At 58.4% G+C, this 16536-nt stretch carries 19 protein-coding genes; 8 read left to right on the top strand and 11 right to left on the bottom strand.

Annotated elements, in window-relative coordinates; all coding sequences use genetic code 11:
- Positions 1 to 4: 4 nt before the first annotated feature.
- The gene (locus tag PSH69_RS10200) at positions 5 to 406 is read right to left on the bottom strand and encodes a DUF1801 domain-containing protein (RefSeq protein WP_305411874.1); all 402 of its coding nucleotides are present in this window, start codon (positions 404 to 406) and stop codon (positions 5 to 7) included.
- 169 nt (positions 407 to 575) lie between these two features.
- Here PSH69_RS10200 and PSH69_RS10195 point away from each other — a divergent pair, with 169 nt between their 5' ends.
- The 4 genes from PSH69_RS10195 to PSH69_RS10180 all read left to right on the top strand — a co-directional run bounded on the left by PSH69_RS10195 (position 576) and on the right by PSH69_RS10180 (position 3136).
- A complete protein-coding gene (locus PSH69_RS10195) occupies positions 576 to 1139 on the top strand; it encodes a histidine phosphatase family protein (RefSeq protein WP_305412810.1) in 564 nt (187 codons plus the stop codon).
- 97 nt (positions 1140 to 1236) lie between these two features.
- Positions 1237 to 1740, top strand: a complete 504-nt coding sequence (locus PSH69_RS10190; protein WP_258673028.1) for an SLATT domain-containing protein — start codon at positions 1237 to 1239, stop codon at positions 1738 to 1740.
- Between the two features lie 48 nt (positions 1741 to 1788).
- On the top strand, positions 1789 to 2274 hold the full coding sequence (locus PSH69_RS10185) for an adenosine-specific kinase (RefSeq protein WP_019582007.1): 486 nt from the start codon (positions 1789 to 1791) through the stop codon (positions 2272 to 2274).
- A 280-nt stretch (positions 2275 to 2554) separates the two neighbouring features.
- A complete protein-coding gene (locus tag PSH69_RS10180; protein WP_305411873.1) occupies positions 2555 to 3136 on the top strand; it encodes an AidA/PixA family protein in 582 nt (193 codons plus the stop codon).
- A gap of 91 nt (positions 3137 to 3227) precedes the next feature.
- Here the strand turns inward: PSH69_RS10180 and PSH69_RS10175 are convergent, their stop codons facing one another.
- The 3 genes from PSH69_RS10175 to PSH69_RS10165 form a co-directional block, all read right to left on the bottom strand.
- On the bottom strand, positions 3228 to 4049 hold the full coding sequence (locus PSH69_RS10175; protein WP_305411871.1) for a MinD/ParA family protein: 822 nt from the start codon (positions 4047 to 4049) through the stop codon (positions 3228 to 3230).
- 170 nt (positions 4050 to 4219) lie between these two features.
- The gene (locus PSH69_RS10170; RefSeq protein ID WP_305411870.1) at positions 4220 to 4594 is read right to left on the bottom strand and encodes a cupin domain-containing protein; all 375 of its coding nucleotides are present in this window, start codon (positions 4592 to 4594) and stop codon (positions 4220 to 4222) included.
- A gap of 96 nt (positions 4595 to 4690) precedes the next feature.
- Positions 4691 to 5503, bottom strand: a complete 813-nt coding sequence (locus tag PSH69_RS10165) for an AraC family transcriptional regulator (protein WP_018928246.1) — start codon at positions 5501 to 5503, stop codon at positions 4691 to 4693.
- Between the two features lie 248 nt (positions 5504 to 5751).
- Here PSH69_RS10165 and PSH69_RS10160 point away from each other — a divergent pair, with 248 nt between their 5' ends.
- Positions 5752 to 6612 (top strand): CAP domain-containing protein, encoded by an 861-nt coding sequence (locus tag PSH69_RS10160; protein WP_305411869.1) that lies wholly within the window; start codon positions 5752 to 5754, stop codon positions 6610 to 6612.
- Positions 6613 to 6669: 57 nt separating this feature from the next.
- Here the strand turns inward: PSH69_RS10160 and PSH69_RS10155 are convergent, their stop codons facing one another.
- The 4 genes from PSH69_RS10155 to PSH69_RS10140 form a co-directional block, all read right to left on the bottom strand.
- On the bottom strand, positions 6670 to 7122 hold the full coding sequence (locus tag PSH69_RS10155; RefSeq protein WP_018928248.1) for an N-acetyltransferase: 453 nt from the start codon (positions 7120 to 7122) through the stop codon (positions 6670 to 6672).
- 24 nt (positions 7123 to 7146) lie between these two features.
- Complete coding sequence (locus PSH69_RS10150) at positions 7147 to 7800, bottom strand: peroxiredoxin (RefSeq protein ID WP_305411867.1); 654 nt, start codon at positions 7798 to 7800, stop codon at positions 7147 to 7149.
- 168 nt (positions 7801 to 7968) lie between these two features.
- A complete protein-coding gene (locus tag PSH69_RS10145) occupies positions 7969 to 9381 on the bottom strand; it encodes a cytosine permease (RefSeq protein ID WP_086945331.1) in 1413 nt (470 codons plus the stop codon).
- 223 nt (positions 9382 to 9604) lie between these two features.
- Positions 9605 to 10636, bottom strand: coding sequence for a lysozyme inhibitor LprI family protein (locus tag PSH69_RS10140; RefSeq protein WP_305411865.1), 1032 nt, complete (start codon positions 10634 to 10636; stop codon positions 9605 to 9607).
- A 130-nt stretch (positions 10637 to 10766) separates the two neighbouring features.
- Here PSH69_RS10140 and PSH69_RS10135 point away from each other — a divergent pair, with 130 nt between their 5' ends.
- Entirely contained in the window at positions 10767 to 11057 is a 291-nt protein-coding gene (locus PSH69_RS10135) for a DUF3630 family protein (protein WP_019582000.1), read from the top strand.
- Positions 11058 to 11133: 76 nt separating this feature from the next.
- Here the strand turns inward: PSH69_RS10135 and PSH69_RS10130 are convergent, their stop codons facing one another.
- A complete protein-coding gene (locus PSH69_RS10130) occupies positions 11134 to 11667 on the bottom strand; it encodes a cysteine hydrolase family protein (RefSeq protein ID WP_305411863.1) in 534 nt (177 codons plus the stop codon).
- A gap of 232 nt (positions 11668 to 11899) precedes the next feature.
- The gene (gene ggt / locus PSH69_RS10125; protein ID WP_305411862.1) at positions 11900 to 13627 is read right to left on the bottom strand and encodes a gamma-glutamyltransferase; all 1728 of its coding nucleotides are present in this window, start codon (positions 13625 to 13627) and stop codon (positions 11900 to 11902) included.
- Between the two features lie 152 nt (positions 13628 to 13779).
- Here ggt and PSH69_RS10120 point away from each other — a divergent pair, with 152 nt between their 5' ends.
- A complete protein-coding gene (locus PSH69_RS10120) occupies positions 13780 to 14295 on the top strand; it encodes a methylated-DNA--[protein]-cysteine S-methyltransferase (RefSeq protein ID WP_096480759.1) in 516 nt (171 codons plus the stop codon).
- Between the two features lie 30 nt (positions 14296 to 14325).
- Here PSH69_RS10120 and PSH69_RS10115 read toward each other — a convergent pair whose 3' ends face one another.
- Entirely contained in the window at positions 14326 to 15201 is an 876-nt protein-coding gene (locus tag PSH69_RS10115) for a LysR family transcriptional regulator (protein WP_019581995.1), read from the bottom strand.
- Between the two features lie 114 nt (positions 15202 to 15315).
- On the opposite strand from PSH69_RS10115, the gene PSH69_RS10110 reads away from it, so the two are divergent.
- Positions 15316 to 16533, top strand: coding sequence for a YbfB/YjiJ family MFS transporter (locus PSH69_RS10110; RefSeq protein WP_305411860.1), 1218 nt, complete (start codon positions 15316 to 15318; stop codon positions 16531 to 16533).
- The last annotated feature ends 3 nt before the right edge of the window (positions 16534 to 16536 follow it).

The following is a 16536-nucleotide window of genomic DNA, read 5'->3' as shown; positions in this document are numbered from 1 at the left end:
GGCGCTACGACAGATTGAGTGCCACGGCGGCACGAATCAGCGCTTTCAAGGCTGTTTCATCAATCCGGTCGCCCTCATGAATATCGATGGCACGTCGGGTGTTGCCATCGAGGCTGGCGTTGAACAGTCCTGAAGGGTCTTCCAGCGAGGCGCCCTTGGCGAACGTCATCTTCACGGCATTCTTGTACGTCTCGCCGGTGCAGATGATGCCGGCATGCGACCACACCGGAACGCCCCGCCATTTCAACTCCTCGACCACATCGGGGTCGGCCTGTTTGATGAGCGTTCGAACCCGAGCGAGCGTCTCGCCCCGCCAATCATCCAGTGCCTTGATTTTCGCCTCGATCAGCGCAGAGGCAGAGCCTTGCCCCCCAGTGTCCTTTGAACCGGCCATCTCCTTGCTCATGGTGGTTATCCCTCTTCATAATGAATGTCGCTCGCCTGCCTCTTGAGTATCGCTGACAGAACTACAACGCAGGCGTTGCAGTTTGACCCACAACGGGTCGTTTGCCTTCAAATCTCCGATGGGTGCAACCTGTGCACTCACGGAACAGCAAAACAAGGACGTAACAACAGTGGAAAAGGAAATCATCTTGATGCGCCATGGCCAGCCAGATCTGGCCGTGCAAGACAAAGTTTCAGCGCGCGATATGAAACGCTGGATCGAGCAATACGACCTGTCAGAAATCATCGACCAACCCGCCCCGCAATCGAGTGTGGCGCTGGCGCGTACCGCCAGAATGATCGTGTCGAGCAGTGCGCCCCGGGCGCTGACGTCGGTTCGAGCGCTAGGCCTTCAAGCCGGCCTTGTCGATGATATGTTCTGCGAAGCGCAGCTCCCCCATGGACGATGGACACTGCCGCGCCTTTCACCGTTTACGTGGGCATTTATTCTTCGTGTCTTATGGTTGTGCGGTTTCTCGGGGAAGGTCGAGTCTGCCAGGAAGGCCAGAATGCGCGCCAATACGGCAGCTCAACGGCTTCAATCCCTTGCCGACGAAGGGCCCGTTTTACTACTCGGTCATGGAATAATGAATCGAATGATTGCCAAGCACCTGGAGGCTACCGGATGGATTCGCCATACCAGCAATGGTAACCGGTACTGGAGCGCGACGGCCTATCGTATGAAACCGCGTTAAGGTACGACGACAGCCCACAGACTGAATCCCGGCGCCCTGGCTGGTGGTCAAATAGGAGCTAATATTCATCTGTATTCCTCTGCAAAGGACTGCAATCATGAGCCGGCTCGAGTTACTGACCAAATGGAATCGCATGATCGTGCGGTTGCAGATCGAGCACGAAATCAGTGCCCGGGATTTCGAGAAGTTCAGCTGGAAACTGGGCATCCCTTGCGTGGTGTTGTCGGCGATAGTCAGCGCCAGCGTCTTTGGTTCAATCAGTGACTCATCGCCAGCATGGCTCCAATATGCAGCCGGCATCCTTTCACTGCTGACCCTGGTGCTGAGTTCAGTGCAGACCTTCCTGAACTTTGATACCCGGGCTGCCGGGCACAAAGACACCTCCGAGAAGCTCGGTGCGATGTCTCGCGAGATTCAGGACGAAATCGCCAGCGGCAAGGACGAGGCTATCCTGGGCCCGATCGTGCTGGACATCCGCAAGCGCATTGATTCGATTCTTCTGGATGCTCCGACCTTGCCCAAGTCAACCATAAGGAGACTGGGTGATGTTCGCATCCACCCGGAGACACAGCCAGAGGAGCAGGAGATCGTCCCGGCTTGAATAGAGGCCCGATGCCGGGCCGCGACATCGTGACAGGAGGCGTTTGAGATGCAACTCATCACGTTGAAAATCGACAAACCGGAAGCGACGAATTTCATTTTTGGTCAGACGCACTTCATCAAGTCCGTTGAAGACCTCCACGAAGCGTTGATAAACGCCGTGCCAGGTATCCAGTTTGGCGTGGCTTTTTGTGAAGCCTCCGGCAAATGCCTGGTGCGATGGTCTGGCACCAATACCGCCATGATCGAGCTTGCGCAGAAAAACGCGCAAGCCATTGCCGCCGGCCATAGCTTCATCATTTTCCTCGGCGACGGTTTCTATCCGCTGAACGTGTTGAACGCCGTCAAAATGGTGCCAGAGGTGTGCCGCATTTTTTGTGCAACAGCCAATCCAACCGAAGTGATTCTTGCCGAGACGGAACAGGGACGCGCGATCCTGGGCGTCGTGGATGGCTTCTGTGCCAATGGCATTGAAGGCGACGAAGATATTCTGTGGCGCAAGAATTTGCTGCGGCAAATCGGCTATAAGTTGTGATCGGCCGACGGGTTAAATGCAATCAAATCACGATCACGCTAATAGCCGACAGTACTATAACTACATCAACCTACCGTTCGTCTCCATTTTTAAATTTTCTCAAACCGCAACATTGACTAAACACTTTGAAGATCTAGAGTTCATTCACGATCTGCGGGAGGCACACTCAACGGCACTAAATACAGTGAAGATATTTCAGCAATCCGCAATCGTATAACCTGAACTTATGCTGCACCTGGCTTTAGCGCCAAGGACCTGCTGCAACAACAAGGAGCTGGACATGTCTAACGACACAATGGATATACTCGTTGCAATTGATACAGACACCATACTTAACAGCGTTGGTAAAAGCTTTAACGGCAAAGTATTCACCCTCAGTAATGACTCGACCAAGCCCAGCCAGCTTTACAGCTATGCAGACAACTTCGGCAGGCTTGACCAAAGCGTCGTCTACATGATCGCCCCACGCAATAGCGTCATCGGTAATTCACAGGGAGGCAGCGAGCTGAACGTTCAGATGAACCTCGGCGATAGCATCCGCTGGCGCGCAACATCGCTGTCCAAAGGGCTGGACCATGCGGTTGTCCTCTATCAATACACTCAAACCGACGGCAATGGACGTATTGGTCATCTAGACCAGAATGGGCCTGAACCTTCTCCCGTCTATGGATCACCACTTCCGGTTATTAACTTCGACAACTACGCGTCCACGCCCAAAAAACAAGATGTGGAAAACTACTTCTGGCAGGGCGAAGCCCAAATCAAGGGTAATATCAGGTACTCCTGGGCCTTCATGATTGTAGACAGCCAGAACAAAGTCCTTGGTTACTGCTCGTGGGACCCGTACATCACGATCAACTAAGTATGTCTTCTCCCTGCTCAACTAATGAGTAGAGAGAACATAAAAACCCCGGCGGCCAACGTCCGGGGTTTTTATTATCAACCCAAAAAGTTCACCTGCCGGAATTCTGCACGAGTTGCTCAACGAAGAACTCTACGTGCCCTCTAGGGTGAGTCGGCAATGGCCAACTGTCGACGTTGTGAGCAAGAGCCTGGAAAGCTTGAGCACACTTGGAACGAGGGAAGGCTTCAAACACTGCGCGTCCCTTCTGCACGGCTTTGTGCGCACTTTCGTCGTTTGGCACCGCGCCGACGTATTGCAGCGAGACATCCAGGAACATTTCGGTAATCTTTTCCAGCTTGGCAAACAGATTGCGGCCTTCCGCCGGGCTGCCCGTCATGTTGGCCAGCACGCGAAAACGCTGCAGACCGTAGTTCAGGTTGAGCAATTTGATCAGCCCGTAGGCGCCGCTGATCGAGGTGGGTTCATCGCACACCACCACCAGCACTTCCTGAGACGCGCGGATGAAGTTGATCACTGAGCCACCGATACCGGCGGCCGTATCGATGATCAGCACATCCAGTTTGTCGCCGATATCGCTAAAGGCCTGGATCAGCGCGCGGTATTGCGCAGGCTCCAGATGAGTCATGTTCTGCAAACCAGAAGAGGCCGGGGCCACACGAATGCCTCCAGGCCCTGGCATGAGTGCCTCGGACAGCTCGCAACGCCCTTCGAGAACATCGGCCAGTGTGTAGCGCGGGGTCAGCCCCAGCAGAATATCGATATTCGCCAGGCCAAGATCGGCATCCAGCAATACGACGCGCCGCCCCATTTTCGCCAACGCCAACGAGAGGTTAACCGCTACCGTGGTCTTGCCCACGCCCCCCTTCCCGCCGGTCACAGCGATTACTTGCACGCAATGCACATCATCCATTTGTCTTTCCCTTCCCTGCGCATCGTGTGCCAGCACGTAATGGCATTCTCCAGATGCCGCAAGAATAGCTGAAAAGCACGCAATAGCTGCTTTATCTCCCGACGAGAGGCATTCTGCCGGCCTCCATCGAATCGCTTCAACGAAAAGGCCGGCAGAAACCACTAAAACGTCTAGATCCACACATCATTCATTGCGGTTCTTTCTCCGGCTTGATCACCGGTATTCAGCACACCTCGCGGCTCGATCAGCAACAGCTTCACCTCGCGTTCGGCGTAAGGCTTGTGTTCGACGCCCTTGGGGACGACGTACATTTCTCCCCGCCCAACCACAACGGCCCCCTCCCGAAGATCGATGCGAAGCTCGCCATCAAGGACGATGAAGGCTTCATCGGTATCGGCATGGGAATGCCAGACAAAGTCGCCTTCGATTTTCACCACCTTGAACTGATAGTCGTTCATTTCGGCAATCACCTTTGGCGCCCATTGCTCGCTGAACAAGGCATATTTTTCGGCAAAGTTAATCGCGGTGCAGGCCTGGGAATTCATTTAAGTCACCCTCATTGGACAAGATATCGAGCCCTGACTCTAGGGATGACCTAACGCTACGTATTGCATGATTGTGCAAGTTGACCGGGGCCATGCTCAATCAAGGCCCAATCTCTTCAGCCACCGGCCGGGGGAGACGCCGTAGGTCTGGACGAATTGACGCGTCATGTGGCTTTGATCGAAAAAACCTGCGCATACGGCCGCCTCTGCCATCGAGTGGCCCCCAATCATCAATGCTCTTGCCAGGTCGAGCCGGCGTTGGGTCATGTACCGATAGGGGCTTGTGCCATACAGCGCCCGAAAATCACGGCTCAGGCTCCACCGGTCTCGACCACTCGCCTGGGATAACTCATCCAGGGTAATGACTCGATCCAGCGAATCATGAATCAGCGCACGCGCGCGCTCGGCCGCTGCAAAATCAAATGACTTGCGCCGCCCACGCTGACCAGAGAGCGTATCCAGCGCCTGCGCGAGATCGTAAATGGCATCGTCTTCTTCCAGGGGCTCGATGCAAGCGTCGAGGTTTTGCAGCAACACCTGGGTCGCGGCACCCAGCCGTGGGTCGCTCGATAAGCCACCCTCGATAAATGGCAACGGCTTGCCGCCCAGCACCTGCTGAATCAAGGCAGGTTCGATGTAGATCATCCGGTAATGAAAACCCGCTTCGGTACCAGCCTCACCGTCATGCACCTCGTCCGGGTGCAAGACGATGGTTTTACCGGGCAGGCTGTGGCGCTGGGATTTGCGGTACTGGAAACTTTGTACACCCGACAGCGTTCGCCCGATGGCGTAAGTATCGTGGCGATGCGGCGTAAAGCCATGGCCGCCAAAAAAGGCTTCGATGCGCTCCATCTTCAATGGCTGCGCTGAGCGCTTGACCCAATCCTTGTTGCCCTTGGTCTTAGTCATGTCCCTGTACCACTCGAATGATGTCAGTACGTTACCAGTGCGAGCGTCTGCTGTCCCAGGCTGGTGACCCGCCTGAATCGGGCCTCTCAGCGTAGCCGTCAAATTTGTCTGTTCCCCTCGTGAACCAGTTTTGAGACCCGCAGTCATAGCCGTGCCGTAAAAGACGCTCGCCCAAAGAAGCGCTCATGCGGTTATTGCTCATCTTTATCCCACCCTTATCGTCGTCAACTCATCAGAGCTGTCTGTTCATGCGCCCGACTGTCCGCTGCTGCCGCTTTATTTCGCTGTGCCTGATGCCTTTGTTTCCGCTGTTCGCCAGCCCCGCCCAGGCCAGTGGGGAACGGCAACTGGTGGAAGTCATTAACGACTATCGCGCCGATCCCGACCGCTGCGCGGGGCGTGCGGTCAGGCCGTTACGGCCACTGGCGCTGAAATCGGACTTGTCCTTGCCGATCGGCTATGGCGGTGGCTTGCGGGAGGGGTTGAAGGCTAACGGCTATCAGGCTGTAACGGTGCGGACCATCCGCCTGGTCGGCGCGCAAGACGCCGATGAGGCGTTCGACATGCTTCAAAGCGATTACTGTGGGGCGCTGCTCGATACCCAATACGCCGACATCGGCGTCACTCGTGCCCGCAGCGAATGGCGGGTGGTGCTGGCGCAACCGGTGCTCGACGGGCGTATCGGCGATTCGCGCGCTGCGGGCAAGACGTTGCTGGCGCAGGTCAACGCGGCACGGGCCAGGCCACGCATGTGTGGGCGCCAACGCTTTGCCGCCGCACGGCCATTAACCTGGAATGCCGCCCTGGGCGCCGCCGCGCAAGGGCACAGCAAGGCAATGGCCTACGGCAACTACTTCGCCCACCAGGACCCCGACGGTGATATGCCGGCGGATCGTGCCAGAGCCGCCGGTTACCGCGGCCGGCAGATCGGCGAGAACATCGCCGCCGGGCAAGGCTCCCCCGGCCAGGCGATGTCCGGCTGGCTGGCCAGCCCCGGGCATTGCGCCAACCTGATGAACCCGATGTTTACCCAGGTCGGCGCGGCGTATGCCAGCGATTCGCGCAGCAATAAAGGGGTTTATTGGACGATGCTGTTTGGCGCGCCGTGAGTGAGGGTTTCGAACCGTCCATAGAAAATGGCTGGCGCTGGGGTCACAAGTTTGCGCCTACTTCAAGTCGAGGCAATAGGTGTAGTAACCCGTATCACGCACATAGCCCAATGACTCATACAACCGTTGCGCAAGGTGATTGTCCGTGGCCGTTTCCAGCACCATGCCCTTGGCGCCGGTCAACAGCGCAAAGGCTCGGGCGGTGTTCATCAGCAACGTCCCTACCCCTCTGCCTCGGGCGGCAGGTGTGGTGAAGAGGTCGTTGAGCAGCCAGGTGCGGTGGGCGTCGATAGAGGAGAACGTCGGGTACAACTGGACAAAGCCGAGCGCTTCGCCCGTGGAGTCTTCGGCGAAGAAAATCACCGATTCGTCCCTGGCGATGCGCTCTGCGATGAAAGCGCGAGACTGCATCAGGTTCGAGGGCTGGCCGTAAAAGCCTCGATAGGCGTCGAAGAGGCTGGCGACTTTATCGATGTGGGTTGCATCAACGCGCAGGACCTGGACGGCCATGTGGGTGCTCTCCGAACAGATGAGTTACTTCGGTTGCGCCACGGTGCGCAAATAAGGTTTCAGCGTCTTGAAGCCATCCGGGTATTTCTTCCTGGCGTCCTCATCGGAGACCGAAGTGGGAATGATGACGTCCTCGCCCGGACGCCAGTTCACCGGCGTGGCGACGGTGTGCTTGGCGTTCAGTTGCAGAGAGTCGAGCAGACGCAGCACTTCATCGAAGTTGCGCCCGGCACTCATCGGGTAGATCAGCATCGCCTTGACCTTTTTGTCCGGGCCGATAATGAACACCGAACGCACCGTGGCGTTGTCCACGGCAGTCCGTACGCCACCACTGGCATTCGGATGAATCATGTCGTAGAGCTTCGCCACCACCAGATTCTCGTCGCCGATCATGGGGTAGTTGACCGCATGCCCCTGGGTCTCTTCGATGTCTTTGGCCCAGGTCTTATGGTTACTGACAGGGTCGACACTGAGCCCGACGATTTTGGTGTTGCGCTTATCGAACTCCGGCTTGAGCCCCGCCATGTAGCCAAGCTCAGTGGTGCACACCGGGGTGAAGTCCTTGGGGTGCGAGAACAGAATCGCCCACTTGTCACCGATCCACTCATGGAAATGCAGCGGGCCCTCGGTGCTTTCAGCGGTAAAGTCCGGTGCCTCGTCGCCAATACGGATTGCCATGTTCGTTCTCCTTACTGTTGAGTCGTAGGGAAGTCGCCGGAACGCTGGCTGCTGTTCCGGCGGCATTCGGTGTCTGCGTTGAACCGTCAACGCGGATCAGTATAGGAGACGCTCGAGGACCCGGTAGTTAGCCGCGCGCCCGCCCTGCCCCCTTTGATGACCGGGCATTCAAGCCTGCGAACTGCGCTCGACCGACACCGCAAGCGCTGATGTCCTGGCCAGCCAGTAATAGAGCATGCCCGGCACCACCAGCCCGACGATCCAGGAAATATCGACACCGCCGAGCTGCGCGACCATTGGTCCGGAGTAGAAGTGAGTGTCTACAAAAGGCAGCTGGACCAACACACCGAGCACATACACGCTGATCCCCAACACATTCCAACGGCCATAACGCCCCGCCGGGTCGGACAACGCCGGGATGTCATAGCGCTCCTTGTTGATGAAGTAGTAATCCACCAGGTTGATCGCGCTCCACGGCGTGAAGAACGTCAGCAGGAAGAGGATGAAGTACTTGAACGTGCTCAGGAACGAGTACTGCCCCAGCAGCGCGAGCGTGGTGGACGCGCCGACAATCACCAGCACAAACAGCATGCGTTTACCGGCGGATATTTCGAAGCCACGACGAAAGCCACTGATGATGGTGGCCACGCACATGAAGCTGCCATAAGCGTTGAGGGTCGACACCGTGACCTTGCCGAACACCACACTCAAGTACAGCAGGGAGGCCATCACCCCGGTACTGCCCAACCCGACGATGGTGGCGACTTCATGCCCACGAAAATTCGCGCCCGCCAACGCAGCGGCGAACACTCCCAGCACCATGGAAGCCTGGGCCCCCACCACCGTCCCCAGGCCGACGGCGGTGAAAGTCTTCCAGGACGAGGTCTTGCTCGGCAGGTAGCGTGAGTAGTCGGCCACATAAGGGCCGAACGCAATCTGCCAGGATGCGGAAAGAGACACCGCCAGCAAGAAAGTACTCCAGCCGAAATGGCGGTTTTCCAGCAACAGACCGATGTCGTTGAGCGTCATCAACCGGGTAAACAGATAGACGAAGGCGATGATGCCCAGCACGCTCGCCACCCTGCCCACCAGGTGGATGACCCGATAACCGAAGAGGGTCAGAAACGCGATGCAGGAGGCGAAAATCAGGATGCCGGCGCTGTCGCTGACATGGACCAACTGAGCAATGGCCTGCCCCGACAATACCGCGCCGGTGGCGCTGAAGCCGAGGTACATCAGGCACACCAGCACAATCGGAATCGCCGCCCCATAGACCCCGAATTGCACGCGACTGGAGATCATCTGCGGCAGCCCGAGCTTAGGTCCTTGTGCAGCGTGCAGCGCCACCACCGCGCCGCCGAGCAACTGGCCGACCAGCAAACCAATGAGTGACCAGAACACATCGCCACCCAGCACCACGGCCAGCGCGCCGGTCACAATCGCCGTGATCTGCAGATTGGCGCCGAGCCACAGGGTGAACTGGCTGTAGAGGCTGCCATGGCGCTCGGCCTCGGGGATGTAATCGATCGAGCGTGTCTCGATCAGGGGACTTCGCTGCTGGGTATCGCTGACCTTGGTCATTTTTGTGTTCTCTTCTTATTGAGGTAGACGCTAATGCCAGTGAGCCAAAGTGCAGAACCTGTGGGAGCGAGGCTTTCGTCGCTCAAATTTCTTAACTTACCGGCATTGGGGCGTGCTTTTATTTCTGTTGTTCCGTTACCGCCCACTTCTATCGAGCCAACAACCGAGTCTAGACATAACTACTCGTCAGCGTCGCATTAGCGCGGTCGCCAACGAGATTGCATTAAGGCATCAGATCCAACGGCATCACCTGCCCTTTCGTTCGCTCGTCATACCAATGCTGCAGCACATCGGGTAAGCGGCCTTTCCAATCCGACGCGTTGGTGTAGTAACGGGCTCGGGAATTGTTCTGCTCATCGAACACCAGCAGCACTAGCCAAAATCGAACGTCCGCTGTACGCATGAGGATGGCGGCGTTGGTATTGCCCAGCCCGCGTACCCACATTTCAGTCACTTCGGCGCCCGGCAGGTCATTCGACTCATCGCCGATCAGCCTGGAACTGCTGCTGTCCACCAGCGTCTGGTAATCGTCCTTGAGCAATTGCCGCAATGCATCGTCTTCTTGCTGTGTACGCGCCAACCCCAGACTCAGCAAATCGTTGTCCAGAGCCAAGGGCTGTTCCGACGCGACATAGCGCCCGGCATAGAACACGCCCATGCCCGCACCACAATCGGCATCGGCGCCGTCCTGGGTGACATCAAGCACGCCGTTGATGGCTTGGAAGGTCAACGCGCATGCACCTTCGACGTAATGCGCCTGAGTGCCATCCAGTTTGGCGACGCCATCCAGGTCGCCAGAGTTGGCGCCGCTCGCGGCAGAAACTTCGAAGACGAGATGAGTCGAATCCCGACGCTTTGTCTTCAACTCAGCTCCCGTCGAAACGCCCCAGGGAATGCGCTGCCAAGTCGCGTCCCAGGTAAACGGAATGGCCGCGTGTTCGAGTTCAGTGATGCGCATCAAGTACTGTTGGCGCAGGCAATCGATTTGGTCTGCGCAGCGGTTACGTTGTTTCAACCACTCACGCTGGTCTGCTTTTAACACTTTAGGGGCGGTGACTTTTTCCAGCGTCGAGCGCCAGACCGCTCCCAGTTTTTGGTCCAGCTTCGACGTGTAAGCGTCGGCGCAAATGGCTTTTTCACTGGAGCTGGCGGCGCTGGTGCAATCGAAGCTACTGGCATGGGCTGCGGCAGAGAATGCGAGAAACCCCAGCAGTAAAGCGCGGCGAGCGTTAGAGCAGAACAAGGTCGGGGGCATGGGCAGATTCCATTCTTTGAGCGCGCCAGTATGCCGAGACAAACGTGAAAAGGCGCTTGTTTTGGTATGGCTCGCTCGCCACAAATCCAGCAGGAAGCGTAAAGTCATGCTCATTCTCAAGGAGCAAAACATGACTGATCCGTCGCCCCCGCCGCCACGGGAAATTTATCTCTCGCAAACATCCGACCGGGATCTGTTCAATCGCATCGCCAGTGAGTTGGCACGAGGGCTGGGCGGGACCTGGACGGCACAGATCAATGGATTGGACCAGCGTTATTGGGACCTGGCCGTCGAGGGGCAGACGATTACGCTGCATCTGGAACACTATCTGGGGATCATGCTGCTGGTGGAGGATGCGGATCCGGACTGGATCGCGTCGGAGCGTTTTCAGGCGGTGGTGCGGCGGCTACAAACGGATTGAACAAAAATGGGCGCCATGATCGGCGCCCGTTTTATTTGAAGCGAGAGGGAAATACATCCAGGAACCACCGATGCTTTCAGATATTGATTTCGCTGGCCGGCACGACATCGATCCGCGCCACGGAACCGGTCAGATGCGCCAGATCCTTGTTGTGTTCGGTGATGATGTCTTCGGCGCTCATCGTGCCATTGTCGATCGTGGTATGGGCGTCGGCTGCCAGCACTACGTCATAGCCTCGCGATAATGCCTCACGGACCGTGGCATTGACGCAGTAATCGGTTTGCAGGCCGCAGATAATCAGGCGGTCGACGTCCAGCTCTTGCAGATGTTCATGCAGGTGGGTCTGGTAAAACGAATCCGGAGTGGTTTTGCGCACGCGCAGGTCTTGGGGTGACGTCTTCAGGCCGTCGGCCAGTTGCCAGCCTTCGGTGCCGTATTGCAGCAGGTCGCCCTCTTCTTCGTGCTGGATCAGGATGACCGGAATATTGGCGGTTCGGGCTTTGGTGCTGAGGCCGTTGATGGTGTCGATGACGCGCTGGATGTCGAAGCATTCATACTCGCCGGTGCACAGCGCGCGTTGGACATCGATGATCAGGAGTGCGGTGCTCATGGCTTCCTTCCTTAGACAGGTCACTGGAACGATGGATTTCAACTCCCTTCTAGCCTATGTAGCCTATGTAGCCTATGTAGCAGCTGTCGAGCTTGCGAGGCTGCGTTCGAGCGCGCAGCGCTCGCCATATCAGCGAATGCGGTTGCCCGAATGAACGTGGCTAACCGACTTTACGACTGCTACCCGGGATCGAGGCCACCCAGGGAGTCGGGGTGGCCGATGATCGCCTGTTTCAGTAACCGAGTGACAACCCGGTATTACGCCGTGGGTCGTTCGCCCCATAGAACCGGTTCTTGCCCACAGGTTTGCCTTCCAGCGAAGGCGCACCTACCAGAATAGCCGCAATATGGTTGGGGTCCTGGGGGCCGGCAAACTTGTGCCCCCAACTTTCGAGCATCCTCTTGGTGTCCGGACTGGTGGCGAAGTTCTCCAGGTTGGTTTCTTCCGGCAGCCATTGCTGATGGAAACGCGGCGCATCCACCGCTTCCTGGATGTTCATGCCGTAGTCGATCACGTTGAGCATGGTCAGCAGGGTCGCGGTGATGATGCGGCTGCCACCGGGAGTGCCGACGACCATGACGACTTTGCCATCCTTGGTGACGATGGTCGGGCTCATGGACGACAGCGGTGCCTTGCCAGGGGCGATGGCGTTCGCTTCGCCCTGCACCAGGCCGTACATGTTCGGCACACCGATTTTCGAGGTGAAGTCGTCCATTTCATCATTGAGGATGACCCCGGTTTTGCTCGCCATCACGCCGGCGCCGAACCAGTCGTTGAGGGTGTAGGTCACCGATACCGCGTTGCCCCATTTGTCGACGATCGAGTAATGGGTGGTGTTGCTGCCTTCGTGGGGCGCTACACCGGGTTTGAGTTCGCGGGACACGCCGGCCTTTTGCGGATCGATGGCGGCGCGGATTTTGGTCGCGTAGTTTTTATCCAGCAAATGGGCGATCGGATTTTTCACGAAGTCCGGGTCGCCGAGGTAGCTGTTGCGGTCCACATACGCGTGGCGCATCGCTTCGATCTGGTAGTGCATGGCCTGCGCCGAGCGGTAGCCGAGGTCTTTCATCGGGTAGCCGTCGAGGATGTTCATGATCTCGCAGATCACCACACCACCGGAGCTTGGCGGCGGCGCCGAGACCACGTGGTAGCCGCGGTAGTCGCACTCGATGGGTGCCAGTTCGCGGGTCTGGTATTTGTCGAGGTCGGCCTGGGTGATGATGCCCTTGTTGGCCTGGCTGGAGGTGACAATAGCGTCGGCCACCCAGCCTTTATAGAAACCGTCGGCGCCCTTCTCGGAAATTTCCCGCAGGGTTTTGCTCAAGTCTTTTTGCACGAGTTTCTGCCCGACCTGCATCGGCTCGCCATTGCTCAGGAAGATCGAGCCCGAGTCGCGCATGTCTTTCTTGAAGACGTCTGTGGCGTACTCCAGCAAATCGACATCGCCCTGCTCCAGTACAAAACCGTCTTCAGCAAGTTTGATCGCCGGGGCGATCACTTCCTTGCGGGGTTTGGTGCCGAATTTCTTCAGCGCCAGCTCCATGCCAGACACAGTGCCTGGCACGCCGACGGCCAAGTGGCCGCGGGTGCTGAGATCAGGGATGACGTTGCCCTGCTTGTCGAGGTACATGTCGGCCGTGGCGGCCAGCGGCGCTTTTTCACGGAAGTCGAGGAAGGTCTTGCGCCCGTCCGCCAATTGAATCGTCATGAAGCCGCCGCCGCCCAGGTTGCCTGCAGCGGGGTACACCACCGCCAGCGCATACCCCACCGCCACCGCCGCATCGACTGCATTGCCGCCATTCTTGAGGACATCGACGCCGACGTGGCTGGCCAGATGCTGGGCGGTGACGACCATGCCATTTTCGGCCGCGACCGGGGCGACGGAGGCCGCATGGGCCATCAGGCAGCTCAGCGCCAAGGTGGTCGCCATAAGCGATTTGGCAAAAGGTTCGAACTTCATGAGTCGGTCTCTTTTTTGTTTTTAGGCTCTGTGCAAAGACAGAGGGAACGGTTCAAAAGCAGTAGGCAAGTATGGCTGCAATTGCGTATTGCGCCTCCCCGGCGAGGCAGTATGCTGGACCCCTGTTCAACACGTGTGCGGAGTCCGCCAGCATGACCTACACCTTCACCACCCTGGCGTCGCCGGTCGGCGAGTTGAAGCTGGTCGCGAAAGGCACGCGTCTGGCGGCCATTCTCTGGGAAAACGACAAACCCGGTCGGGTAAGACTGGGGCCGATGAGTGAAGCGGCGGACAACCCGATCCTGATACGCGCCGCACAGCAGTTGCGGGAATACTTTGCCGGCACGCGTAATCATTTCGAGCTGGAACTGGACTTTGCCGGGACGGACTTTCAGAAGCAGGTGTGGCAGGCATTGCTGACGATTCCGTTTGGCGAGACGCGCAGCTACAGCGAGATAGCCCGGCAGATCGGCAATCCCAGCGCGGTTCGGGCGGTGGGTGCAGCCAACGGCAAAAATCCGATATCGATCGTCGCGCCGTGTCATCGGGTGATTGGGGCGTCGGGGAAATTGACGGGGTTTGCCGGGGGGCTTGAGGCGAAAGAGCGGTTGCTGACGCTGGAAGGCTGTGAATGGTCGGGGGCCGGCAGGATGGGTGATTTGTTTTGACTGAATGGGGACCGACACGAACAGCCTGACTTATTCATTCTCCAGCGCAAACGCCTCGACAATCTGCTCGATCACCGCTCGCACCCGTGCGGTGTGACGCAGGTCAGCATGGGTCACCAGCCACACTTCATACGGCAGCGGGCGCGTGCGTTCCGGCCAGAGCCTGACCAGCCCATCGCGCTCGCCCATGTACACCGGGATCTCCCCCACCCCGAGACCCGCGGCAATCGAACGACGCACCAGCAGGCTGGAACTCAGGCTGGCGACAATCCGCCCACGGCTCAGGGGTTCCGAGACCAGGGTCATGTTCTTGTTGCCCTGCAAGTACGGCTGATACACCACCAGATCATGCCCCTCGAAGGCCGAGCCCGGTTGCGGCATGCCGTTGGCCTCGACATAACTTCGCGAGGCGAACAGCCCCACCGGCCAGCGCGCGATGCGCCGGGCGATCAGGTCGGGGTTGTCCGGCCGGGTGTTGCGCACGGCGATGTCGGCTTCACGCTTGGCCAGGCTGAGGATTTGCGTGGAGGCGTCCAACTGCACCCGCACGTCGGGGTGCACCGCATGCAAACGAGCGATGGCCGGGATCAGAAAATCGATGGCCAGAGAATCGGTAGTGCTGACGCGCACATTGCCGATCAATCGTTCGTCGAGGCCCTGAATCTGTCGCTCCAGCTCAAATGCCGAGTGCTCCATCTTCTCCACGGATTGCAACGCCGCTTCGCCGACCGCTGTCAGCGCATAGCCCTCGGAGGTGCGCAGAAACAAAGTCGCATTCAACGATTTTTCCAGCGCGGCGATTCGCCGGCCGACGGTTGCCTGATCGACCTTCAGCACCCGCGCTGCACCGCGTAATGTCGATTCGCGACAAACCGCCAAAAACACTCGCGCATCATCCCAATTCATGGCGTTTCCCGTAGTGATGCATATACGCATCATCGTAGCGCGAAATCGCAGCAATATTGCATCAGCTTTCCTCGATATGCTGGAGGCCAAGCACAAATTCACAGGACCGCTCCCATGCACAGCACCTCCCTCGACACTGGGCGCAGCGCGATCTGGCTGCCGATCTTCGCCGGCCTCTGCGCCAGCCTGGTCAGTATTGGTCTGGCGCGTTTTGCCTACACGCCGTTGATTCCGTCATTGATTCAGGCCCAGTGGTTTTCCGCCAGCGACGTGGTGTACCTCGGCGCCGCCAATCTAGTGGGCTACTTGATCGGCGCACTGATCGGCCATCCGCTGGCCCGTCGCACGTCCAACAAAGCCGCTTTGCGGCTGATGATGCTGGCGGTGACACTGGCGTTTTTTGCCTGTGCCTTTCCGTTATCGGTGAGCTGGTTCTTCGGTTGGCGATTGCTGTCGGGGATTGCCGGTGGCGCGATCATGGTACTGGTGGCGGCAACCGTGTTGCCCCATGTGCCCGCCTCGCGCCGAGGCCTGGCCAGCGGTGCGATTTTCCTGGGCATCGGCTTGGGCATTGCCGGCTCAGGCACCCTCGTTCCGCCGCTGCTGAGCCTTGGCTTACAGAACACTTGGCTTGGGCTCGGCGCCTTGGCCTTGATTCTGACCGCCGCCAGCTGGTTTGGCTGGCCGTCATCCGTTGCCAATGAAACGGCTGCACCACACGCTCAGCACACCAAATCGCCGTTTGATCCCAACCTTTATCTGCTGTTTGCACAGTACGCGTTCATGGCTGCCGGGCTGGTGCCAGCCATGGTGTTTCTGGTGGATTACGTGGCACGCGGCCTCGGTGCCGGGCCCCATGTCGGTGCACTGATCTGGGTGATGTACGGCCTCGGCGCGATAGTCGGGCCGGTGAGTTATGGCTTTCTGGCCGATCAACTGGGGGCGAAGCTGAGCATCCGCCTGGTACTGGTGGTGCAGGCGATTGCCGTCGGCTTGCTGGCGATATCGAGTTCATTCACCGCCCTGGCCCTGCTGGCAGTAATCCTCGGTTCGTTCCCGCCGGGCATCGTGCCGCTGGCGCTGGCCCGGGTGCATGAGCTGGTGCCACAACACCATCACCAGCAAGTGGCCTGGAGCCGCGCCACGGTTTCATTCGCAACCTTTCAGGCCATCGCCGGGTTTGCCTACTCGGCGCTGTTCAACGCCAGCGGCGGTCATCACGGGTTACTGTTCGTCATCGCGGCCGGGGCCATCGTCGTCGCGCTCTTGCTGGAACAGGCCTTGCGCTTGCTGAACCTGCGCGACCGGATGATGCCGGTGGGTTGTCCATGATCG

Origin of the sequence: Pseudomonas sp. FP1740 (genome assembly GCF_030687165.1) — a bacterium.
Lineage (GTDB): Bacteria > Pseudomonadota > Gammaproteobacteria > Pseudomonadales > Pseudomonadaceae > Aquipseudomonas.
The sequence above is the reverse complement of the archived record's forward strand: the minus strand, read 5'-3'. Positions and strand labels throughout refer to the sequence as shown.